This window comes from Bifidobacterium choladohabitans (assembly GCF_016102005.1).
GTDB lineage: Bacteria > Actinomycetota > Actinomycetes > Actinomycetales > Bifidobacteriaceae > Bombiscardovia > Bombiscardovia choladohabitans.
The window spans coordinates 807,334-829,903 of record NZ_JACFPL010000001.1; the positions used below are offsets into that span (position 1 = coordinate 807,334).

The 22,570-nt window shown below is 62.2% G+C and carries 15 protein-coding genes and 1 tRNA gene; 12 read left to right on the forward strand and 4 right to left on the reverse strand.

The window, feature by feature from the left end:
* Nucleotides 1–131 precede the first annotated feature (131 nt).
* Both H3S97_RS03355 and H3S97_RS03360 read right to left on the reverse strand, forming a co-directional pair.
* Nucleotides 132–1,259 (reverse strand): ABC transporter ATP-binding protein, encoded by a 1,128-nt coding sequence (locus H3S97_RS03355; RefSeq protein ID WP_045935944.1) that lies wholly within the window; start codon nucleotides 1,257–1,259, stop codon nucleotides 132–134.
* 202 nt (nucleotides 1,260–1,461) lie between these two features.
* On the reverse strand, nucleotides 1,462–1,860 hold the full coding sequence (locus tag H3S97_RS03360) for a carboxymuconolactone decarboxylase family protein (RefSeq protein ID WP_198219611.1): 399 nt from the start codon (nucleotides 1,858–1,860) through the stop codon (nucleotides 1,462–1,464).
* Between the two features lie 154 nt (nucleotides 1,861–2,014).
* On the opposite strand from H3S97_RS03360, the gene H3S97_RS03365 reads away from it, so the two are divergent.
* From H3S97_RS03365 to H3S97_RS03395, 7 genes are all read left to right on the forward strand, one after another.
* Nucleotides 2,015–3,967 carry a serine/threonine-protein kinase gene (locus H3S97_RS03365; protein ID WP_198219612.1) on the forward strand — a complete coding sequence of 651 codons (1,953 nt, stop codon included), beginning with the start codon at nucleotides 2,015–2,017 and terminating at the stop codon, nucleotides 3,965–3,967.
* Between the two features lie 61 nt (nucleotides 3,968–4,028).
* Nucleotides 4,029–4,952 carry a DsbA family protein gene (locus H3S97_RS03370; RefSeq protein WP_198219613.1) on the forward strand — a complete coding sequence of 308 codons (924 nt, stop codon included), beginning with the start codon at nucleotides 4,029–4,031 and terminating at the stop codon, nucleotides 4,950–4,952.
* Nucleotides 4,953–5,062: 110 nt separating this feature from the next.
* A tRNA-Thr gene (locus H3S97_RS03375) sits at nucleotides 5,063–5,136 on the forward strand.
* 403 nt (nucleotides 5,137–5,539) lie between these two features.
* Complete coding sequence (locus H3S97_RS03380; protein WP_198219614.1) at nucleotides 5,540–6,970, forward strand: aggregation-promoting factor C-terminal-like domain-containing protein; 1,431 nt, start codon at nucleotides 5,540–5,542, stop codon at nucleotides 6,968–6,970.
* A 32-nt stretch (nucleotides 6,971–7,002) separates the two neighbouring features.
* Nucleotides 7,003–7,884 (forward strand): 16S rRNA (adenine(1518)-N(6)/adenine(1519)-N(6))-dimethyltransferase RsmA, encoded by an 882-nt coding sequence (gene rsmA / locus H3S97_RS03385; RefSeq protein ID WP_198219615.1) that lies wholly within the window; start codon nucleotides 7,003–7,005, stop codon nucleotides 7,882–7,884.
* The gene (locus H3S97_RS03390; RefSeq protein ID WP_198219616.1) at nucleotides 7,881–8,801 is read left to right on the forward strand and encodes a 4-(cytidine 5'-diphospho)-2-C-methyl-D-erythritol kinase; all 921 of its coding nucleotides are present in this window, start codon (nucleotides 7,881–7,883) and stop codon (nucleotides 8,799–8,801) included. Before rsmA ends, H3S97_RS03390 begins: the two co-directional genes overlap by 4 nt.
* Before the next feature lie 10 nt (nucleotides 8,802–8,811).
* The gene (locus H3S97_RS03395) at nucleotides 8,812–9,423 is read left to right on the forward strand and encodes a LytR C-terminal domain-containing protein (protein ID WP_198219617.1); all 612 of its coding nucleotides are present in this window, start codon (nucleotides 8,812–8,814) and stop codon (nucleotides 9,421–9,423) included.
* Between the two features lie 82 nt (nucleotides 9,424–9,505).
* Here the strand turns inward: H3S97_RS03395 and H3S97_RS03400 are convergent, their stop codons facing one another.
* Nucleotides 9,506–10,930 carry a CCA tRNA nucleotidyltransferase gene (locus tag H3S97_RS03400; RefSeq protein WP_198219618.1) on the reverse strand — a complete coding sequence of 475 codons (1,425 nt, stop codon included), beginning with the start codon at nucleotides 10,928–10,930 and terminating at the stop codon, nucleotides 9,506–9,508.
* 81 nt (nucleotides 10,931–11,011) lie between these two features.
* Between H3S97_RS03400 and H3S97_RS03405 the strand changes: the two genes are divergently transcribed.
* From H3S97_RS03405 to H3S97_RS03425, 5 genes are all read left to right on the forward strand, one after another.
* Nucleotides 11,012–11,680: an NUDIX hydrolase gene (locus H3S97_RS03405; RefSeq protein WP_198219619.1), complete on the forward strand. Its 669-nt coding sequence runs from the start codon at nucleotides 11,012–11,014 to the stop codon at nucleotides 11,678–11,680.
* Entirely contained in the window at nucleotides 11,677–13,890 is a 2,214-nt protein-coding gene (locus tag H3S97_RS03410; RefSeq protein WP_198219620.1) for a DUF6049 family protein, read from the forward strand. Before H3S97_RS03405 ends, H3S97_RS03410 begins: the two co-directional genes overlap by 4 nt.
* Complete coding sequence (locus H3S97_RS03415) at nucleotides 13,887–18,134, forward strand: murein biosynthesis integral membrane protein MurJ (protein ID WP_198219621.1); 4,248 nt, start codon at nucleotides 13,887–13,889, stop codon at nucleotides 18,132–18,134. The genes H3S97_RS03410 and H3S97_RS03415 overlap by 4 nt, the downstream gene beginning before the upstream one ends.
* Nucleotides 18,135–18,377: 243 nt before the next feature.
* The gene (locus H3S97_RS03420; RefSeq protein WP_198177090.1) at nucleotides 18,378–19,661 is read left to right on the forward strand and encodes an aminotransferase-like domain-containing protein; all 1,284 of its coding nucleotides are present in this window, start codon (nucleotides 18,378–18,380) and stop codon (nucleotides 19,659–19,661) included.
* Between the two features lie 3 nt (nucleotides 19,662–19,664).
* The gene (locus tag H3S97_RS03425) at nucleotides 19,665–20,867 is read left to right on the forward strand and encodes a D-alanine--D-alanine ligase family protein (RefSeq protein WP_198219622.1); all 1,203 of its coding nucleotides are present in this window, start codon (nucleotides 19,665–19,667) and stop codon (nucleotides 20,865–20,867) included.
* A 1,282-nt stretch (nucleotides 20,868–22,149) separates the two neighbouring features.
* Here the strand turns inward: H3S97_RS03425 and H3S97_RS03430 are convergent.
* A complete protein-coding gene (locus tag H3S97_RS03430) occupies nucleotides 22,150–22,500 on the reverse strand; it encodes a hypothetical protein (RefSeq protein ID WP_198219623.1) in 351 nt (116 codons plus the stop codon).
* Between the last annotated feature and the right edge of the window lie 70 nt (nucleotides 22,501–22,570).

The window sequence follows — 22,570 nt, forward strand, 5'->3', positions numbered from 1 at the left end:
GCCCCGCACGGATGCGCCGCGCGGGGCTCCTGGTCACCCGGTCAACAAGGAAAGGAGATGATATCAATGATCGATACGGGCCCTGCGGCTCGGCGGGAAACCATGGCCGAGCCACAGGGTCACAGGAACGCTCAGTTCAGCCGCAGCTCGCTGGCCGGGGAGAACAGGTGCATCTTTTCAGGATCGATGTGAATCTTGACCACGTCGCCCACCTTGGGCAGATCACGCGGGTTGACACGGATGGTGGTCAGCTTGTTCTGGTCGGACATGACGATGGCCTGTTCAGCCACGCTGTTGTCGGTCAGAATGTTGCCATAGATGTAGCCGTCGGACCCCAGATCCTCCACGTTGGCCACCTTCAGGGAGAAGGCATCCGGCTCGTCGGCACCGGCCAGAGAAGCATTCTCGGGACGGAAGCCCACGACGATCTTGCCCTGGTCCTCGGGGGTCAGCTTGTCGACGGCCTCGCGAGGCAGGCTGATGGTGTCCTCGCCGATCTTAGCCTGGCCGTTGACCACGGGATGGATGTTGATGTTCATGGAAGGCGAGCCGATGAAGCCGGCCACGAAGACGTTCTCGGGCCGATCGTAAAGCTCGGTAGGCGCGCCCACCTGCTGCAGGACGCCCAGCTTGATGACGGCGATCCTGTCGCCCATGGTCAGAGCCTCGGTCTGATCGTGGGTCACGTACAGGGTGGTGACGTTGAGCTGACGCTGCAGGGCGGCAATCTGGGTACGGGTCTGGACACGCAGCTTGGCGTCCAGGTTGGACAGAGGCTCGTCCATCAGGAAGACCTTGGGCTGACGCACAATAGCGCGGCCCATGGCCACACGCTGACGCTGACCACCGGACAGAGCCTTGGGCTTGCGGTCCAGGTACTCGGTCAGATCCAGCACCTCGGCGGCCTTCTCCACCCGCTGGCGGATCTCGTCCTTGGGGGTGCCGGCGATCTTCAGGGCGAAGCCCATGTTGTCGGCCACGGTCATGTGGGGGTAAAGGGCGTAGTTCTGGAAGACCATGGCGATGTCGCGGTCCTTGGGCTGCATGGTCGTCACGTCCTTGTCGCCAATCATGATGCGCCCCTTGTTGACCTCTTCCAAGCCGGCCAGCATGCGCAGGGTTGTGGACTTTCCGCAGCCGGAAGGCCCAACCAGAACAAGGAATTCACCGTCTCTGATGTCCAGACTGAGGTCACTGACCGAGGGCTCATCGTTGCCCGGGTAGATACGAGTGACGTGGTCGAATACCACTTCTGCCATTGTTCATCCTTTCATCGGCAGGTACGTGCCGAACGATCCGTAGTGAAGGGTTGTTTTTCACTGTGGTTTCCGTCCCGGGGTCAACACCGACATCGGCATGGCCATGCGACGGTTTTCTATTTTGTGGTTAAGAGAAACTCTCCCTTGAGCCAGTGTCCACTATACACCAAGGTCCGAATTCGACGTGCGAACCCTCGCCTACTCAATCCTTGGGCTCGTCGGAATCTTCGGAATCGCGCTCGAAGACCGTCCTGGCCACGTTGATCGCATTGATGACCCTGGGGAATCCCACGTAGGGAGCACATTGGAGTATGGCTTCGACCACGGCCGCCTTGCTCAGCCCGACATTCAAGGCTCCCTGTATGTGAACGGCCAGCTGCGGGGCCGTGTCACCCTGGGTCACCAGGCTGCCTATGGTGACCAGCTCACGCTGCTGGAGATCGAGTCCTTTCCGGGTGTATATGTCGCCAAAGGCGAATTCGACAATCCAACGGCCAAGGTCCGGCGCTATATCCTGAAGCGAATCGATGACAGCCTGGCCCCCCTTGCCGTCAATAGCGGCCAAGGCCTCGGATCCCTTTTCAAAGCGCGAAGCTTCCATGGAAGCCCCTTCTTTCTGTTGTTTTGCATATTTTCCCGCCGAGAATATTGTATCAACGCCTGTTTGCTCATTATGCCGCTGGCGGCCTCGGACGCGGCGAAACAACCGGGGCCGCAATCAGGTGCTTTTCAACCAGTCGGGGCACAATGGAGATATGAGCGATCTTGAGGGTTTGGACCTAAGGCCGGGACGGCTGGTCGGGGGCTACACCCTGATCGAGCCCCTGGGCGGCGGCGCCATGGGGTCCGTCTGGCGTGCACGGGATGGCGGAGGCCAGGACTACGCCATGAAGATTCTGCGGGAATCCCTGGAGGAGGACCAGGTCTCGTCAGAGAGCCCTGACGAACGTGACCGTGCCTCGGCCCGCGAGCGCCTGCGACGCGAGGCTCTGGCCCTGCAGCGGATCCGTCATCCAGGAGTCTGCCGGATCGTGGATATGGAACTTGATGATGCCTTGGCATTCATCGTGACAGAGCTGATCGAGGGGCGCAACCTGCGCGACGATGTGGCGGTCAACGGCCCCTATCGTGGCGACGACCTGGAGCGGCTGGCACGCAAGCTGACCGATGCCGTCGCAGCCGTCCACCAGGCGGGCATCGTCCACAGGGACATCAAACCCACCAATGTCATGATTTCGGTCTCGGGGCCGGTGCTGGTGGACTTCGGCATCGCCATGGGCCAGGGGCAGAGCCACGTGACCAGGACCGGGCTGGTCATGGGGACCCCCGGCTTCATCGCCCCGGAGATCATCGACGGAGCCGAGGCCGATCAGGGAACCGACTGGTGGAGCACGGCCGCCGTTCTGGCCTACGCGGCCACCGGACGGGCGGTCTTCGGCGACAAACCCATGATGGCGGTCCTGGAGCGGGAGGCCTCAGGCAATGCCGACCTGTCCGGGCTACCCACCGGCACCATGAGAGCCTTGCGCTCGGCCCTCTCCCCCGACCGAGGCGCGCGTTGCACACCCCAGGAGCTCTTGGAGGCCATCAGCCGGGATGCCATGGATCCGCAGGCCTGGCAGGGGGAGCAAGACGACCAGGATACGGGCAGTCAGGAGACGATGCGCCCTTTTGGCGCCGGCTCTTCGGGGGCTGAGGGGCAGGCCGACTCGCCCACCATGGTCGTTGAACCGGCCACCATGCCCATGCCACCAATCAGACAGGCCGATCCAGACAGTCCACGGACGGCCTGGTCACGACCTCCGACCGAGGACGAAGTCGATGAACAGACGACCCTCCTGCCCGACTCGGAGCAGCAGGAGCAGACCCAGATCTGGCAGGATCAACAACCCCTGGCCGACCGCCAAGATCTGCAGGCCACCACTGTTCAGGACCCGCTGCCACCGGCACAGCCCCTGCCCAGCGGATACCGCAACGAGGCGAACGCCCACTGGTTGGGAGACCAGCCCCCCGCACAGATGCGACGTCTGCGTTACTTGAAAGCCGGAACCCCCTGCCTGGTCATGCTGGGATTTTTTCCCGCCCTGCTGACAGCCCTGGCCCCGGTCTCGGCACTGGTCGCCGCCGGAATCCTTCTGTGGGTCCTGAGCACCGCAGGATGGAGCATAAAAGCCCAGATCGAACGGGAGCTGCGCCGCAACGGTCCTAGGCGGGGCACCGACCGTCTGCTGAACGTGGCCGCCCTCCCCTGGCACCTGCTCAAGGGCCTGGCGGCCGCCCTGCTCCGCCTGCCGGGCATAATCCTTGTCCAAGCCTTGGTGGCCCTGCCGCTGACCTGGGCCGGCACCCTCACCACCGTTCGCGCAGGCCTGACCCTGGGCGAACACCTGCTGGCCCTCCCCCTCCCGGCGGCCAGGCCCCTGTCCACCGGCGGACTGGCCATGGCCCTGGCGACGATGGTCGGCTGGCTGTTGACGACCTTGCCCACGCAGGCCCGATCAACCCCCAAGGCCGACAGCGGCAACATGGTCCTGCGTCTGGCGGCAGGCCGTATTCCCCTGGGCCGCCAGGACCCCGAGGTGCCGGGCAGCCCCCGCCGCAGGTGGATTTTGCTCCTGATCTGGCTGCTGATCATTGCCGTCCTCCTTGCCGGGCTGATAGCCCAACCCTCCATGGACTGGGCCCCCATCCACCTCCTGCGCGCCTGAGGCCGTGCTCCACCCCTGGCGGCTACACTATGCTCAGTACGCCAAGGAAAGGATCCAGGTCATGTCCAAGGGCAAGCAGAACCGCAAGGCCGCGCTCAAGGCCCAGGAAGAGGCCCGGCGGCTCCAGGAGGCCAAGGAGCGCCGCCAGCAGACCATGATCGGCGTCATCGTCACCGTGGTGCTCATCGCCCTGATCGCTCTGGGCGGATTCCTGTACTGGCGCAGCCATCGCCCGGTCAAGACCGAGGACCTGGAGCAGGCTCGTCAGGCCGTCGCAAAGGTCGAGGAAAAGCCCTCGGCCGCCAATGACCAGGGCGGCTTCCTGATCAGTTCCAAGGGGCTGGGCAAGCCGGTGGCCAAGGCTCCGACCGTGGAGATCTACATGGACTTCATGTGCCCAGGCTGTGGCGCTTTGCACCGCGGGCTGGACTCCACCCTGACCGGTCTGGTGGATGCCGGACAGATCAACCTGGTCATCTACCCCATGAGCTTCATGGACCGGCTCTCCACCGACAACTATTCGACCAGGACGGGCACGGCCACCATCTACGTGGCCCAGCACGACCCCGAACACCTGCTGCCCTTCATCGCCAATCTCTACGCCAAGGACTTCCAACCGGACGAGTCCGACTACCACCCCGTCAGCAACGACAAGATCCGCCAGCAGGCCATAAAGGCCGGGGTTGATCCCAAGGTGGCCGACCAGGCGGTCAAGGGCCGCTACCGGGCCTGGATCAAGGCCATGGACGCCTACACCCCCCTGCGCAAGGAGCTCTGGAATCCCGACGGGTCCAACAAGGGGCAGATGACCACGCCCACGGTCCGCATCAACGGCAATTACTGGGAGCTGGGCAACCTGTCCCGGGCGGGCTTGGACTACAGTTCGGGCCTGCTCAAGGCTCTGGGCCTGGACCAGTCCGAGGTGGGCGTCAAGGGCGCCATGCCGGCCATCGGCGCCTCCGGCCAACCGCGCTCACTGAGCTGAACCGGGCAGGTCGAGAGAAATTACGCGCCCAGCGTCCCCTTGGGGACACGGTGATGGTACGATATCATTCCGTACCGCGGCCCGGAATGCTGTAATGGACCACCGGGACCGCCTCCTTAGCTCAGTTGGCCAGAGCAGCCGCCTTGTAAGCGGCAGGTCGTCAGTTCGACTCTGACAGGAGGCTCTACGCCAGGAACGAACCATTAAATCCGACTATCCGGCTTTGTCTCCGGGCAGGCTATAATAATGGACATTACCTGGATAATTGCAAATACTTCCCTCGAGTAAGTCATTTCGGAGGCTCGTTCTCCGAAGTACGAACGGAGCTTTTCCCCAACCATCTCCGTTCGTATTCGAGGACGGGAGCATTCCCCTTCATTCCCGTCCTCTTGACGTTGATCCGCCGGCCCAGGGCCCGGGTCTTGAAAAGCCGACTGACCGATGACGGCCAGGTCGGCTTTTTTATTGCCACCCGTCCGCGACAAATGTGGATGTTTGCCCGACCTTGCGAATTGTGTGGCCTCGCTCCATGCCCGCCCCGTTAGAATTGCCGGGTACAGACAAGGCAGGAACAGGGAGGCGAGCACATGGCCAGACGCTGGACACCGCGGCGTTTCGTCGTGCTCAGAAGAATCCGCGTGGTCTCCTGTGCCCTCCTGGTCGTTCTGGCCACGGTCCTGACCTTCGGCATAGCCGCGCGCAAGAGCGTGGCGCTGAGCGTCAACGGGCAGACCAGAATGGTGACCACCTACGCCTACAGCGTGGACGGTCTGCTGCGCGAGCGAGGGATCAAGGTCAAGACCCACGACCTGGTCGATTCCACTTCAGGAGGCCAGCTGCGCAACCATGCGGCGGTCACCGTGCGTTCCGCCTACCAGACCACCATCGTCATCCAGGGCCAGCGGGTGCCTTTCTGGACTACGGCCACCAGCATGGACCAGCTGCTGGGATTCTTCGAGGAGAACCGCAAGCAGGCCATGAAGGTCACCGTGGATGTGGACAACGTCTATAACCAACTGACCGGCGGTCTGGTCATCAACCAGACAGGGCCGGTCACGGTCATAGCTGACGGGAAGACCTCGGTAGCCCCTGACGGCAAGCTTCCAGCCGCCTCCATCCTGGACTCCAAGGGCATCGTGCTGGGCAAGGAGGACCGGGTCAGCGTGGAGCATGACCAGGGCACCACCGTGCTGCGGGTCCAACGGGTCACCCACGGAAACACTCAAAAAACAATCCCCATACCCTTCGCTACGAGGACCGTGGTCGACCCGAGCCTGGCGCCCGGTCAGACCCAGATGCGGCAGGCAGGCGTAGCAGGTCGACGCCTGCAGACCATCCAGGTCACCTACGTGGACGGACAGGCCGAATCGGAGCAGGTGATCAAGGAGGAGACCGTGGCCATACCGGTGGATCAGGTGGTGGCCGTCGGTCCCGACAAGCCGAAGGAGGGACAGAACAGCGGGCAGCAGTCCAAGGACACAGGCAAGGATTCCCAACAGGCGCAGAAGACACCATCTCCGAGCCCCTCGCCCAGCAAGGATTCGCAGTCGGCAACGACACCCTCCCCTGCGCCAACACAGACCAAGCCGCCGCAGACCACGCAGCCGGCACAACCAAGCAAGCCGGATAAACCGACCACCTCAAGCAAGCCCGAGGACAAACCAGCCCCGTCTCCAGCACCGAACCCATCTCCAAATGGTCTTTGGCACGCCAGTGTGGACTTAGCTCAGACCTATGCCGGTGGTGCTGCCGCCCAGCGCGGATGGACGGGTTCGGAGTTCACGGCTCTAGTGGAACTGTGGAATAGGGAATCAGGATGGCTCTGGTATGCCGAAAATAAAAATTCAGGCGCCTACGGCATTCCCCAGGCTTACCCCGGCTCCAAGATGGCGCTATTTGGAGCCAACTGGCATGACGATGCCGCTGTCCAGATCGATTGGGGCCTCTACTACATTGCGCAGCGGTACGGGAATCCTAGTACAGCACTGCAATACCAAAAACGGCATAATTCGTACTAATCCCGAACCACATCCACGAACAATGAACCGACATGAACACTAAAACCGAAAGCGACCGCCTCCTGGGAGCAGCCGACATCCGACGCCTCGCCGACCAGATCGGCATCCACCCCACCAAACGGCTGGGGCAGAACTTCGTCATCGATCCAGGGACTGTCCGCAGGATTGTCCGTCTGGCCAAGGTGGAATCTGGCCAGCCCGTTCTGGAGGTGGGTCCTGGTCTGGGATCCCTGACTCTTGGATTGTTGGAGGCGGGCTGCCCGGTGACCGCCGACGAGATCGATCCCGTTCTGGCCCGACAGCTGCCGCAGACCGTCAGCGAGCGCATGCCGGAGAGCCTGGACCGGCTGACCGTAATCAACCGGGATGCCCTGACCCTGACCCCTCAGCTGGCAGGCGACGCGGGCACGGCCGCCGACCTGGCCATGGTGGCCAACCTGCCCTACAACGTAGCCACTCCGATCATTCTGACCCTCCTGGCCCGGTTCACCAATCTGAACCGGTTTCTGGTCATGGTCCAGAAGGAGGTGGCGGACCGACTGACGGCCGCCCCGGGTTCCAAGGTCTACGGCGTACCCAGCCTGAAGCTGGCCTGGTACGGGCATGCCGCCCAGGCTGGCAGGGTCGGGCGCCATGTCTTCTGGCCAGCCCCCAACGTGGACTCGGCCCTGGTCTCCTTCACGCGGGACAAGGATGGACACGGGCGCGGGGACGAGGGCACGAGGACCGAGGTCTTCGCCCTGATCGATGCCGCCTTTGGACAGCGCCGCAAGACCCTGCACGCCGCACTTAAGGGCCTGGTGACCGCCGAAGCCTTCCAGGCCGCAGGCATCGACCCTGCACGCCGGGGGGAAACCATGACCATCGAGGAGTTCGTCGCCCTGGAGCAGGCCCGCCGCGAGGTGGCCGCGTGAACCCGGCAGCCAGGAGGGAGGGCGTTGCCCTTTACTGTCCCGCCAAGATCAATCTGAGGCTCCGCGTCGGCCCGACGCGAACCGACCTTGGAGGGCAACACCGCCTGGACACCATATACAGTGCCGTGGGAATCTGGGACAAAGTCGAACTTCGCCGGAGAGAACCAGGCAGTGGATTCCGCCTGAGCCTGGAGGGCGATCACCTGGGCGACCTGAACCACCGTGATGCCGATCCACATGCCAACCTGGCCGTCAAGGCCCTCCTGGCCATGGCCAAGGCCACCGGACACCAGCCTGATGTGGCCATCCACATCATCAAACGGATACCGGTGGGTGCCGGACTGGCCGGCGGGTCAGCGGATGCCGCCGGAACCATGCTGGGGCTGAACCGGCTCTGGAATCTGGGGATGCCTGCCGCCGAACTGGATCGTATCGCCGCCGGGCTGGGCGCAGACCTGCCCTTCTGCCTGCATGGAGGGCTCAGCAGGGGCACGGGCTTCGGCCAGATTCTGGAACCCCTGGAACCGGATGGTCTGCAAGCCCAGCGGCTGTCCCGGGCCGGGCTGACCGGGCACCTCCTGATCGGGGCCTACGAGGACCAGCTGAGCACCGCCCAGGTCTACAAGGCCTTCGATCTGATCGGACCCGGCTCCGACGACTTGAACGACCTGCAGGAGACCGCCTGTACCCTGCACCCGCGCTCGCGCCAGGCCCTGGACCTCGCCCGGCGGGCAGGCACCGGTCCGGCCTTCGTCTCCGGATCGGGCCCCTCTGTGGTGGTCATGGCCCCTCGCCCCGAGCAGGCAAGCACACTGATAAGGCTCTGGGGGGAGCAGAATGCCGTGGACAGGATCATCGAGGCTGACTCGCCAGTCCTGCCCAGGATAATCCCCCTGCGAGTCACCCATGGACAGTAGAGTAGGCAACATGACGAATCCCGAACCACTCGACGAGCGCGAGGCCCGCAGGCAGTTCGTGCGACGGCGGCAGAAGATGGTCTTCACCATAGTCGTCAGCGCACTAGTGGCCATCCTGATCATCTGCGGACTGATCATCTTCGGGTCCATCGGGCATACCGCCAAACACGCCACCATCGCCAAGCCCAACTATGGGGTCGCCGTGCCCTGCCCACCCGACAATGCCAAGCTGGTCAACCACCCCGACATCCGCGTGCGCGTGCTCAACGGAACCAACAAGTCCGGACTGGCCACAGCCCTGGCCTCAGCCCTGCGCAATCGGGGATTCAACATGCAGGATGTGGCGGACTATCCGGGCAAGACCGAGACCGCCCGCACCCAGATACGTTTCGGAGCCTCAGCCATTGACCGTGGCTACACAGTGGGATCCCAATTCAACGATGCGGTTCTGATCATGGACGACCGCAACGACGATTTGATCGACGTGGTCATCGGGGCCACCTTTACCGATCTGGACGACGAGGACAGCAACTCTGTCGTAGGCCGCAAGATCGAAGCCATCAAGGGCTGCCAGGCCGACCCCTCCTCCATGAAGAACCTGCCCAAGGCTCCCAAGGCCTGACACCGCAGATCCGGCGTACCGCCGGATTCAACATCCGCAGTCTCCTGACCAAGAGCGCCCGCCCGGAAGGGTACGACCTGGGTCAGGCTTGGTCAGCACCTTCTCTTTGCCACCAGTCCCGCAACTCCTGCTCGGCTGTCTGCCGGTCGACCGGGCCCTGATCCATGCGGTAGTCCAGCATATGCTGATAGGCACGTCCCACCTGCGGTCCGGGTTTAAGATCCAGGATCTGCATGATCTGTCGTCCATCCAAGTCGGGCCGGATGGCATCCAGATCCTCCTGCCGACGCAACTGAGCCACCCTGTCCTCCAACTCGTCCATGGCGGAGGAGAAGACCTGGGCCTTGCGCTTGTTGCGGGTGGTCGCATCGGCCCGGGTCAGGCGATTGAGACGCTCATAAAGCGGGCCGGTCTCCCGGGCGTAACGGCGTACGGCCGCATCGGTCCACCGCTCGTCCACGTAGCCGTGGAAACGCAGATGCATGGAGATCAGGTCGCAGACGTCGGCAATCATGTGGTGGTCGAAGCGCAGGGCCTTGAGGCGCTTGCGGGCCAACCGGGCTCCGACTGCATCATGGTGATGGAAGCTGACCTTGCCACCGGGCTCAAAGCGTCTGGTGGCGGGCTTGCCGATGTCGTGCAGTAGAGCGGCAAGGCGCAGGGTCAGGTCCGGGGCGGGTACCGGTCCGTCAGGTCCTGTCTCCAGGGCGATGGCCCGGTCCACCACCATCAGGGTGTGCTCGAAGACATCCTTGTGCCGGTGATGCTCGTCTATCTCCAGCTGCAGAGCCGGCACCTCGGGCAGAACGATGTCAGCCAGGCCGGACTGCACCAGAGCCTCAATGCCCTGCACGGGGTGGTCGGACAGCATAAGCTTGGTCAGCTCGTCGCGAATCCGCTCGGCCGAGACGATGTTGATTCGATCGGTCATGCGGGTGATGGCCTCTGCGGTCTCCGGGGCGATGGTGAATCCCAGCTGGGCCACGAACCGCACGGCCCGCATCATCCGCAGGGGGTCGTCGTCGAAGGACTGACGGGGGTCCACCGGGGTCCGCAGCACCTGCTTGGCCAAGTCGTTGGCCCCCCGGTAGGGGTCTACGAACACCAGGTCGGGCACCCGCAGGGCCATGGCGTTGACGGTGAAGTCGCGCCGTGAAAGGTCGCCCTCAAGGTTGTCCCCATAGTCCACTTCGGGCTTGCGGGAGTCCGGATCATAGGTGTCTCGCCGGTAGGTGGTCACCTCCACCTTGACCTCGGTGCCGTCAGGACGCCGCCGCAGCGCGCCCAGGGTGCCGAATTTGCGCCCCATGTCCCAGAAGCCCGACCCCCAGTGACGCAGGATGGGCTCGAACTGCTCGGGCCTGGCCGAGGTGCAGAAGTCCAGGTCGTGGGAGGGCCGGTGCAGGAGCAGATCGCGTACAGGACCCCCTACCAACGCCAGTTCAAATCCCTGCTCGGCGAAGAGGCGCCCGAGCTCGATGGCCTCCGGCCAGACTTGGAAATCCACGCTCACCCTTTCCTACGGAGTTGATGCGCCTACTAGCATACCGTTACCCCACCTGCACATTACCTTACGTAAAGTTGGAGTATGATTACGCCCGCGGACATGGCGCGCATGCTTGCACATAGCGCCGATTCTGCGGATACCCATGCCCGCGGCCAGCAGAGTCGGGACCACCTGGTGGAGACTGTAAGCGAACGTCTGGATCCGCAGATCCGCGAGCGCATACAGACCGAGGATGACGCTCCCACACCTGCCCTCATGCCCCGGCACAAGCATGCCTCGGGACCTTCGACCTTTGCCTCCCTGGATGCCCAGGAGCTGCCGGTGGTGCGCGAATATTCGGCGGGTGGGCTGATTTTTGACCGGCATGGCCGGGTGGCCGTCATCGCCCGGCACTCCCGCTCTGGCCACCTGGAATGGTGCCTGCCCAAGGGGCATATCGAGAAGGGGGAAACACCCGAGCAGACTGCGGTGCGCGAGGTCCACGAGGAGACGGGGATACTGGGTAGGGTGACCGATTCCATCGCCACCATCGACTACTGGTTCACCGGGACCAATCAGCGGGTCCACAAGCTGGTCCATCATTTCGTCCTGCGGATGATCGGCGGATCCCTGAGCGTGGAAGGTGACCCCGATCATGAGGCCGAAGATGCCATCTGGGTGGACTTCTCAGACCTGACCTCAGTGCTCAGTTATCCCAATGAGCGTAAAATAGCCTGGCTCTACGCAAGGAAGTACAAAAAACAGCCATGATCCAGACCCCCCTGCGCCCGAGCGGGCGCACCAGCCAGCACATTCATGCCTTCAATCGGTGGACCCGGTGGACCCGAGTCCTGCTGGCGACCATCCTTCTGCTGGCCCTGGTGATGACTCCCTGGCATCCGACACCAGCCCTGGCTGCCACCAGTCATCAGAGCTCAGCCGAGGTAGCCCTGCGCTGGTCGACGCCAGTGGTGACCGACCAGTCCGGCTACGCCCTGCGCGCTGCGGTGACCAACACCGCGAACCAACCCATGGAGAATGCCCATCTGAGCGTGTCCACCAGCGCCCTCTACTCCTTCAGTTCACGGGCCGACATGCAGACCTGGTCCGAAGGCCACGCCCGCATCCCCACCCCGGACGTGCTGGGTACGCAGACAGTACCGACGATTCCGGCCGGGCAGAGCACCGAGGTCGCAGTCAACGTACCGGCTGATCAAGACGCGATCAAGAAGATGACCAGCTGGGGACCCAAGCCCGTCCGGCTCTCCCTGAGCGACGATCAGGGCCGGATCCTGGGCGACGTATTCACCTTTCTTACGCGGACCTGGGATGGCCTGCCCACTGCAGGCACCCCCGCCCTGTCCCTGACCATGGTCCTGCCGCTGACCTCCTCGGACTGGAACATTGACGACAAGGCCATGACGGCGCTGATGACCCAGTCCAATGCCGAATCCGCGTCAGGCCCGGGCAACGATAAAAACCGGAGCGTGACACTGACCCGCCAGGGGACCCGCCGCCAGGAGGACCAGAGCCAGCTGCTGTCCAAACACGGGTCCCTGCAAGCCCTGGGCGACCCGGTCTACCTGCCCGCCTTCGCCAACCGTCCCCAGATACAAGGGCTGATTCAGCCGGCCGACTTCGACATCACCGGGTATGCATCCCAGAACCAGGACCGTTACACCCAGGCTGGAGTCACCCCCGACTCCTGGAGCGCCCAGACCGCGACCAAGCTCTATGCTGACACGGCGCCTGGCGCGTACGCCTGGCAGGGCCGACAGGAGTGGACCATGGAGTCCATCGCTGCGGCCCGCCGTGCCGGATATCAGACGGTCATCGCCCCCCAGGGCTTCGAGGTCGGCGCCGGCACCTCCGCCCACACCGGCAAGTACACCATCGAGACCAAGGCCGGAAAGGTAACCGTCCTGTCGGCCCAGCGCGAACTCAGCAACCTGGCCAGAGGTCACCCAAGCTCCACACGTGCCACCGGTGAGCAGACCCAGGCCGGGCAGACGGCCCGGTTCATAGCCCAGAGCGCCTTCTATCAGATGGAACAACCCTACGCCGAACGCTCCCTCCTGGTCTGCTTCGACGCCGATCAGGACACCCAACAGGCAGACAGGATCATGACCGAACTGGAGCATGCCCCATGGATCAAACTGGTCTCCATGGACAACCTGATGCAGGCGCCCGACTTTACCGGCGGATCTTCGGGTCTGCTCAAGGCCCTGGAGCTCGGCAACGCCAAGGGCAGCGCCAGACACGGCGATGGCCCGACAGGCACCCTGGACTCCCTGATTGCCAGCCGGGCTGACATCGACCGATTCGCCACCTCCATCCTGGCTGACGACAGGCATGATTCCCAACCCACCGCCAGCGCCTCAGCAGGCAAGACCGACAGCCAGGCCCTGGCCCGCCAGGATGCCGACACCACCGCCCGCCAGCCCAAGGATCCGCATCAGTGGCTGAACCAGCTGACCGCCGCCCACGACGATCTGGCCCTGAAATCCCTGGGCGGAACCGCAGCCGCCTCTGGTCTGGCCGATCAGGCCGAGGCCATATCCCACCGGCTCCTGGACGGCATCAGCATCACACCCAGCGAGTCTTTGAACGTCGTCAGCGAGACGGCCTCCATGCCCGTCACCGTCAGCAACAGCCACCCCTATCCCGTCCACGCCCGCATCAGCGCCCGAACCGATTCCATGGAGATCGTCACCTCCCGTATGGCGGAGGCGGTCATTCCCGCCCGGTCCGAGGCCCAGGTGACCTTCAAGGTCAGAGTGGCCGCAGCCGGCAGAGCCAACGTAGACATCGGCCTGCTGGACAGCCAGGGCCGTCCCTTCGGCCAGGTGCGCCGGGCTCAGATCACCAGCAATCTGCGATTGAGTGACATGAGCGGCCTGATCATCATTGTCATCGCCGTGCTCCTGGGACTCCTGGGGCTCTGGCGGCAGTTCCACCGTACGAAGGACCCGGACGAATGAGTTCCGTAGGGCGCAATTCCGCCATCATGGCCACGGGCACCGCGGCCTCCCGCGTGACCGGGCAGATCCGCACCATCCTGCTGGCAGCCGCCATAGGGACCACCGGAATCGCGGCCGACGCCTACCAGACCGGCGCCATGATCCCTCAGGTCATGTTCACCCTGATCTCGGGCGGCATCTTCAACGCCGTCCTGGTCCCGCAGATTGTGCGTACCCTCAAGGAGCGAGACGCAGCAGACCGGCTGAACAAGCTGATCACGGTCGCCATGGTCCTGCTGGCCCTGCTGACCCTGCTGCTGATGCTGGGCACTCCGGTGCTGACCACCATCTATCTGAACTCCAAGTGGAACCCGGCACAGCGGGCCCTGGCCAACTCCTTCACGCTCTGGTGCATGCCCCAGGTCTTCTTCTACGGGCTCTACACGGTCCTGGGGCAGATCCTGGCCGCCAAGGGCCGGTTCACCGCATACGCCTGGAGCTCGGTGGGCGCCAACGTTATCAGCTGCCTGGGCTTCCTGGCCTTCATCTTCCTGTTCGGCAACGCCCGCAATCAGCCGGTCGGCTTCTGGGACAACGGCAAGGTGGCCCTGACCGCCGGAGCCTGGACCCTGGGGGTGGCCTTCCAGGCGCTGGTCCTCTTTATCCCCCTGATCATGAGCGGCTTCCGCTATCGTCCTCGCTGGGGCCTGCGCGGAATCGGCCTGCGATCCATGGGCTCGGTGGCGGCCTGGAGCATGTGCGTGGTCGTCATCAACCAGCTGGCCAACGTGGTCAATGCCCGCGTCAACAACGGCGCCCCCCTGGAGGGCAACCCGTTTGACATCGCCGGCAACGGCTCCTATCAGAACGCCTACACCATCTTCATCCTGCCCTACTCGCTGGTGGCCGTCTCGGTCAGCACGGCCCTCTTCCCCAAGCTGTCCAAGGCGGTTTCTGACGGCCGCATCGGGGATGCCCGCAATGATCTGAGCCAGGCCCTGCGCAACGTCGGACTGGTCATGTTCTTCTTCGCCGCAGTCCTGTTGGCCATTCCAGTGCCCATCACCCGAGCCCTGCTGCCCTCGGTAAGCGTCCACGAGTCCGTCCTTATCTCAGGACCGCTGATAACGCTTTCCCTGGGGCTGGTTCCCACGAGCGCCTTCCTGCTCATTCAGCGCAGCTTCTACGCCTTCGAGGATGGCCGGCATCCTTTCATCTTCGCGGCCGTCTCCAACACCATCCAGGTGGCAGTGCTTCTGGTATCCATACGCCTGTTGCCTCCCCGTTACTGGGCGGCGATGGTAGGACTGAGCCTGTCCCTGAGCAGCCTCCTCAGTTTCCCTGTCCTGGCTCACATGCTGCGCAGCCCCTTCCAGGGAAATCTGGACGAGCGGCGGATTCTTATCACCTACGCCAAGGCCTTCCTGGCTGCGGGATTGGCCCTGGCGGCCGCCCTGACGGTCAAAACCCCGGTGACCCACCTGGTCGGCGCCTGGATTCAGGGCCGGCAGGGTCACATGAGCTGGGTGCAGGCGCTCTTCATCTGCGTGGTCATCACCCTGCTGACGGCGGTCATCTATGTCGTGACCCTGGTAGCCCTGCGCACTGAGGAATTCATTCAGCTCCTGGTCGATCTGGCCCGTCGGCTGGGCAGGACAGCCCGGCACCCCGTCCGCAGCCTGGACGCACTGCAGGAGCGACCCTCCCGGCTGGCCGACCGCTCGGTCAGGGTGGTGCACTCCTCCTCCCCCGACTCCGCTCTGCCCGGCATGGACGCAGCACTGGAGAACTTCGAGGAGGCCCGTGAGTCCGACGCTGATGGAGAATCCGCGATAGCCGGACCTCCACCGGCTCCCCCGACCCCGCAACCCGTTAGGATTGTACCTAGGAACAGCAAGGTCCACCACGGTGTCGCCGACTACAGGCGGCGCCCCACTTCTGATGAGAGCTCGGCAACTATGAACGCGCATATCGGAGACACCATCCTCGGCAGATACACCCTGGTCACCCTGCTCCGCCGCGCGAACGGTCTGAGCGCCTGGCGGGCCAAGGACAAGGTCCTGGACAGGGATTGCCAGCTCTTCATCGCGGGGGATTCCACCTGCATGGACCGGATCAACATCAACGCCTCAAGCCTGGCGCTGAGCAAGGATCGCCGTTTCACCCCGGTCTATCAGCTGCACACTCGTGACAAGGTCTCCCTGATCGTCACCGCCCCCGATGCCGGCATGTCCCTGAAGGACTACATGCACGGACCCGCCGGGGAAACGCTCAGCGACCGGGCCATCGGCACCATCATGGGAGAAGTCACGGAGGCCATGCGGACCCTGCATGCCGCAGGCATGGTCGACTATGCGGTCTCCACGAGCACCATCAGGCTGGCCCCGGCCTCGATCACCCTGGCAGATGCACCCATATCGCCTATGCTCGAGCACCCGTCAGTCTCAACTGAGACGGGGTTGACGAACGAGGAGTATGCCATACGAGAGCTGGCCGGCGTGCTCTATGCCATGCTGACGCGCCGACCCGACCAGGACGGACGGCAGCCCAGTCTGCAGGAGCTGCCCAAACAGGCCCCGGAAGAGTTCAAAATCATCTGCATGCGCGGGCTGGGCCTGGCGAATGAGCAGGGAACCGTGCCGGTTCCGCTGGTCACCCTGGCGGAGCTCTCGGCCCTGCTCAGCCCCTGGGTCCCGCCCGAGGAGCTGACCGACAGCGATCTGATCTGGCCCGGACTGGACGGCCGTGCCTCCATCGAGTCCGTCGCCCTGCGTCCAGTGGACCCCAAGAACGTACTCCCGCTTCCCGAGGGGCTGACCTCCTCGGCCCTGCCTGCCAGGCAGACCGTATCCCACCATGAGCCGCACTGGAAGACCAACCAACTGCTCTTCCCCGGCCGCAGCGAGATCGAAATGCTCAATCCGGAGGATACGGATACCGACCTCTTCTCGCTCTTTGACGAGCGCCAGCGGCTGCGTTCGCTGAACAGCTCCTCCCGCAAGACCGCAGCCATGGATGTGAGCGCACTCAGAGCTACGGCGGCCAGACCCGCAGCCGTGAATGAGGAAGAGTCCAAGGCTGTGACCGGACGGATGCCGACCGTCAAAGACGATCAGCGTAAACCGTCCGAGGCTCTCAGCGGCAACGGCGTGACTGCCAACAATCCCGTGGAGCGAGGCTTCTCCCAATGGGACTTCCACAAGTCCAGCGGTCAGGAGAATGGTGCGGCGGACGGCAACAGCCAGGCCACCAAGGCAACATCCAACCTGAGCGCTCCACAAGGCAACGTCGATTCGCGTGCGCGCCAAACAGGAGCTGAGGCCGCCGAACCTCTTGTCGGAGGCAGTGGAGAACCTGCAGCCCGGAATGAACACTCCTCTTCCGCCGCTGCTTCGGACAAGACCAAGGCGCCCGGCAAGGCACCTGACCAGACAGCCCGATCCTCCAAGAGCCCTGATTTCGACGAGGAGGAGCAGCAGACCACAGTCATGGAGCCGCTGCCCCCCAGCTTCACGCCTGAAATCCACTCCATGCCTGTGCCGGTGACTTACTCGGTACTTCCCGACGATGAGCAGGATAAGGATCTGGACGACGAGGCCGATATGGCTGACACCCGTCTGTTCGGCCGCTTCACGACTCGCTCGGTGGTCATCGCCATAGCGGCTGTAATCGTTGTGGTGGCCCTGGTCTGGGCCCTCTCGACCATTACCGGATCCCGATCCAAGGTCGGCAAAAGTGAGGGTGGCTGGCCGGTCATGTCCAACGTGCCCTTCCCCGGCAAGACCAATGGGGACGAGGAGGCATCCCCCTCCAGCAATGGCAATGGCGATGACAACGATCAGGCTCAGGCTGGCGCGGATGCTGATGCAGACAAGGTCAGCCACGCTGACAAGGAGGCCGGCAAGGTTCCCGATCCGCCCAAGCCCAAGAACACCACGGCCTACAAGACCAGCCGCCAGCTCTTCCTCAACAAGCCTGCCGGCCTGCAGGGCTATGGATGGTATATGCACCTGACCCAGCCGGAAGAGGTCTCCCGCCTGACCATCGTCGCGCCTCAGAGCGGCGGTCATGCCCAGGTCTATGCGAATTCCACGGCGGCTCAGCCCAACCAGGGACAGCCTCTGGCCGACTTCAGCTTCGATGCCTCGGGCACCACCCAGGTCACCCTGCGCGAGGCGGTGACGACTCAGGACCTGGTCGTCTGGGTGCCCATGGACGGCATGCCGGGAAACAGCCTGCGCTTCACTTCAGTTCAGGCTTTCTGAGCATGACTGTGGGTCGACGGCAACAAAGGCGAATCATCCTGACATCGACCCATAGACCATTTGTCGGCCGCAAATTGCCTGCAAGCCCCATGGACCCCATCAGCAGACATGACCGCCCACCCATCCACATGCCGATACTATGGGTGTACCGAAATGGTAATGTGTTGGATTTTTCCTCCTACATAGCGCCTACAGGTAATACAGTTTCCTTAGACAACGGCGGCAGGAAGGCGGAAGTCAGTTATGGCGGATGATCCCAATATCGCGTCCAAGGTCATCAAGAACGATCCTTGGTACAGCTCCTATGCAACACGAGCCGAGCAGATGCGCGCCTCCGAGATTCGTGCCCTTTTCGCCGTGGCCAACCGGCCCGAGGTGGTCTCCCTGGCGGGTGGCATGCCCTACCTGGGGCGGATGCCCTTCGACAAGTTGGCCGACCAGCTTGGCGACATGCTGCGGAGCAAGGGCCAGGTGGCCTGGCAGTATGGATCGGCACAGGGCGATCCCCACCTGCGCGAAGACGTGCTGCCCATTATGGAGCTGGAAGGCATCAAGGACGTCCAGCCGGATGATGTGGTCATCGTCAACGGTTCCCAATCGGGACTGGACCTGATTACCAGAATCATGTGCGACCCCGGCGATGTAGTGCTGGCTGAGGCGCCCAACTATGTAGGTGCCCTGGGCGTCTTCCAATCCTTCCAGGTCGATGTGGTCAACGTGGCCATGGACGGCGACGGGCTGATCCCCGAGGCTCTGGAGGAGACCATTCTGGAGCAGCGCCGCCAAGGCAAGGCGGTCAAGTTCCTCTACACCGTGCCTAACTTCCACAATCCTGCCGGCGCCACCATGAGCGTCGAGCGGAGGCCGCGAATCATCGAAATCGCCCGAAAGTACCATGTGCTCATTGTGGAGGACAATCCTTATGGACTGCTGGCCTTCGACGGCCAGACCTATCCGGCCCTGCGCTCTTACGACTCCGAGGGCATTGTCTACCTGAGTAGCTTCTCCAAGATCATCGCTCCGGGTATGCGCGTGGCCTGGATGGTTGCACCTCCTGGCATCCGACAGAAGCTGGTTCTGGCCAACGAGTCAGCCATCCTTTGTCCTTCCAACATGAGCCAGATGACCATCACCACCTATCTGGACAACTTCGACTGGAAGTCACAGATCAACGACTACCGGGGGATGTACAAGGAACGCTGCGATGCCATGGACGAGGCTTTGAAGGAATACCTGCCCTACTGTTCATGGCTCAAGCCCAAGGGTGGCTTCTATATCTGGCTGCAGATACCCCAGGGGCTCAACGCCAAGGACATGCTGCCCAGGGCGATCACCGCCAAGGTGGCTTACGTGTCTGGCACAGCCTTCTACGATAACGGGGAGGGTGCGGACCATATGCGCCTGTCCTTCTGTTACCCCACTCCCGATCGGATCCGAGAGGGAATACGCAGACTGTCCACGGTCATCGAGAACGAACTCGCCACCGTCCGGCTGTTCGAGCCCGACAGCGGCAAGGAAAGGGGCTGAATCATGGCGGCCAAGCACAGCAAGACACCACGGCAGCAGACCGGCGGCAAAACCCCGGCAACCGGCAAGGCCAAGACAACCGCGAGTGCGACGGCGACCACACTCGCCGGCCCGGACAACACCACGGCCATGGGTGCTGGCGAAGTGACAAAAAGAGCCAGACGGACCTCGCATCGCTCCACCCGTGAGGCCACGCCGTTCACCATGGACGATGTCATCTCTCTGGCGAGCAAGGCCACCAAGCGTGCTGATAAGTCCCTCCTGGTTATCTGCGGCGGCCTCAGCCATGAGCGCGATGTCTCCATCAGCTCGGGACATCGAGTCCAGGGATTCCTGGAGGAGGCCGGATGGACGGTCCATGTCCACGACATGGATGGCTCGCTCCTGCCCTACCTGACAGATGAAAAGACCCGTCCTGATCTGGTCTGGCCTCTGCTGCACGGTGCCAACGGCGAAGACGGCTCCATTCGTGATGTCTTGGAGATGGCGGAACTGCCTTACATCGGATCCCGGGCCAAGGCCTCTCGGACCGCCTGGAGCAAACCCATCGCCAAGAACGTTGTCCGCATGGCCGGCTTGCACACTCCGCATTCCGTGACCTTGCCCGAATCCATGTTCCGCGAGCTGGGGGTCGAACCCGTTATCGATATGCTTCTGGGTTCGCTGGGACTCCCGCTCTTCATCAAGCCCACCATGGGCGGCTCAGCCATGGGCTGCACCATGGTGACTGAACAGAGCCAGCTCACTCAGGCGTTGATCAACTGCTTCGCCTATGGTGATGTGGCCCTGATCGAACAGGCCGTCACTGGCACCGAGGTCTCCGTGTCCATCCTCGAATTCGACGGACACCCCCTGGTTCTGCCTCCGCTTGAAATCTGGACCCCCTCAGGCACCTACGACTTCGAGGCTCGTTCTACACCCGGCCCGACGGAGTTCTATGTTCCAGCCCGACTGGATGCCAAGACCACACAGGCTGTGAACGATGCCGCGCTGACCGCCCACCGGGCTCTGGGGCTCCGCGACATCTCACGCACCGACTTCATCGTTGATGCCCAAGGACAGCCACAATTCCTGGAGTCCAACGTGGCGCCCGGCATGACGGACACCTCGCTTCTGCCACAATCAGCCTTGGCTGCCGGCTACAAGCTACCGGAGCTATACACTGCATTGGTTCAATCAGTTTTGAATCAAAAGCGAACCGACTGAGACTTCAAAGCCTGCCTGGCTCTGTTTATCATTCGGTTTTCACAAACAAGGTCCGTCTGATGCATATTGCGCAAATTGCACACCATACAACAGGCGGACCTGCAATATACCTAGCTTGCAAACACATGCAGAGCAGCAGATAGTACGCAAGGCGGGCACCCTACACACATGTGCACTAACTGTTTGGCACAGTATGGACTAGCAGTTTGTAATCATTAAACCCGATGCTCTATTCCGCGTTCATTATTCTGATTATCATTTTTCTCTGGCAATCAAATGCCGGTTGTTCACCATTTACCACGCATGGTCGGTTATCTCCCTCCCTCTATGCGTAAAGCTGGACTTTCCATTTCCCCTTTACGCTTCACCTCCCATTTACTCCCCACTTCACCTTTACTCCCCACTTCACCTTTACTCAGCCAAAGCCAACGTTGACCCAAAGGTATGTTCAATCAGATCTCTGTTTTTTATTGTTGACAAGGCTGACTTGCAGAAGTGCTGCAGTCTAATCAATTGCCGAGGTCGGATTGGCCGGTCACTCTCCAGGACTCGACTCATAACAGACTGCTGTTATCGCTTCACACCCATGCATGCAATCATGGTCGGCATCGAATGTTTCACGTGAAACATTCTGGGGCGAACAACTTGCTTCATCGACTCCAACGAGGGTCCCACACGGCATAGCGCTTACGATTGACGGCGAATCCTGCCTGTTAAAAGCGTGAGTCGAATAAAGATATAGGACGGATGAAAGCGAATACAACCTTCATAGGATCGCAACCTTCGTAGGATCGTAACCGCCACGAGTGCCGCATCAGCCAGCACAGGATGCTTTGCCTAGATGTTTGTCAGGTAGACATGACTGCATATATATATAGATATATACATCGCCGCTTTTGCATCTTTGAGAATCGAACCCTCTCTACTTGGCCATCAAGAACCTCAAGCGAAAGCTGAGTCCGCACCAATAAATTGCCATTCCGCCACCGGCATTGCTGTACCTATTCATTTGCCCCCGAGTCGTTCATACTCATCGTTAAGAGCACGATCTTCCTATCAGAATTAATCCATCGGGTCATATTGCTTGCGCGGTTTGCTCAACCTCGCCCACTGCGAAGCTCATAGACAAAAGCACATAGATACCCTGCAAATCAGAGGGCACACACATATCCAAGCGCATCCGTCCTCGTTGAAGACCATACCTTCGCAAAATCAAGCTAGCCGTTGAAACTGCGCCCCACAGTGTTCGAACCGTCTACGTTATGGCCTGGCTAGATATGTCTTACTTGTCTCTGCTGCTTTCCTCGCCCTTGTCCGATACGCGTGAAGAACTTTGACTAGGTCCTTCCTGAGTAGCGGGTACATACCGGTCGTCAGTCCTAGCAGTCACATCTTCATCAGCCCCAGGGCTTTTGTCTGTTATCGGAGAATCAGCCTCCAAGTCGTCGCCATTCTCATCAGGACTTGGAGGATTCCAAAAACGCCAGCTATGCCAGCTGTCATCCTCGCGCTTATCCTCTGTTTGGTGGCTGGGGTGCTCCCGCAGCAACCGATCAACTCGGAGCATGAACCAAATCAGCACCAGAATCGTTCCAATATTGGTCACGATGGCTACTATCACGGTTTTCTCCATGGTTCAAGGATAGCCTGCTCCTATCAGAACCCGACTGACTGTGAGATAAGTAGCGCCCTTTTCGCCCACC

What these genes read in the sequence shown, in the direction of transcription:
- H3S97_RS03380 (WP_198219614.1), top strand. Translation starts at nt 5,540, where the DNA reads ATGGCCAGACGCTGGACACCGCGGCGTTTCGTCGTGCTCAGAAGAATC.
- H3S97_RS03420 (WP_198177090.1), top strand. Translation starts at nt 18,378, where the DNA reads ATGGCGGATGATCCCAATATCGCGTCCAAGGTCATCAAGAACGATCCT.
- H3S97_RS03355 (WP_045935944.1), bottom strand. Translation starts at nt 1,259, where the DNA reads ATGGCAGAAGTGGTATTCGACCACGTCACTCGTATCTACCCGGGCAAC.
- H3S97_RS03430 (WP_198219623.1), bottom strand. Translation starts at nt 22,500, where the DNA reads ATGGAGAAAACCGTGATAGTAGCCATCGTGACCAATATTGGAACGATT.
- H3S97_RS03425 (WP_198219622.1), top strand. Translation starts at nt 19,665, where the DNA reads ATGGCGGCCAAGCACAGCAAGACACCACGGCAGCAGACCGGCGGCAAA.
- H3S97_RS03405 (WP_198219619.1), top strand. Translation starts at nt 11,012, where the DNA reads ATGATTACGCCCGCGGACATGGCGCGCATGCTTGCACATAGCGCCGAT.
- H3S97_RS03360 (WP_198219611.1), bottom strand. Translation starts at nt 1,860, where the DNA reads ATGGAAGCTTCGCGCTTTGAAAAGGGATCCGAGGCCTTGGCCGCTATT.
- H3S97_RS03410 (WP_198219620.1), top strand. Translation starts at nt 11,677, where the DNA reads ATGATCCAGACCCCCCTGCGCCCGAGCGGGCGCACCAGCCAGCACATT.
- H3S97_RS03370 (WP_198219613.1), top strand. Translation starts at nt 4,029, where the DNA reads ATGTCCAAGGGCAAGCAGAACCGCAAGGCCGCGCTCAAGGCCCAGGAA.
- rsmA (WP_198219615.1), top strand. Translation starts at nt 7,003, where the DNA reads ATGAACACTAAAACCGAAAGCGACCGCCTCCTGGGAGCAGCCGACATC.
- H3S97_RS03415 (WP_198219621.1), top strand. Translation starts at nt 13,887, where the DNA reads ATGAGTTCCGTAGGGCGCAATTCCGCCATCATGGCCACGGGCACCGCG.
- H3S97_RS03395 (WP_198219617.1), top strand. Translation starts at nt 8,812, where the DNA reads ATGACGAATCCCGAACCACTCGACGAGCGCGAGGCCCGCAGGCAGTTC.
- H3S97_RS03365 (WP_198219612.1), top strand. Translation starts at nt 2,015, where the DNA reads ATGAGCGATCTTGAGGGTTTGGACCTAAGGCCGGGACGGCTGGTCGGG.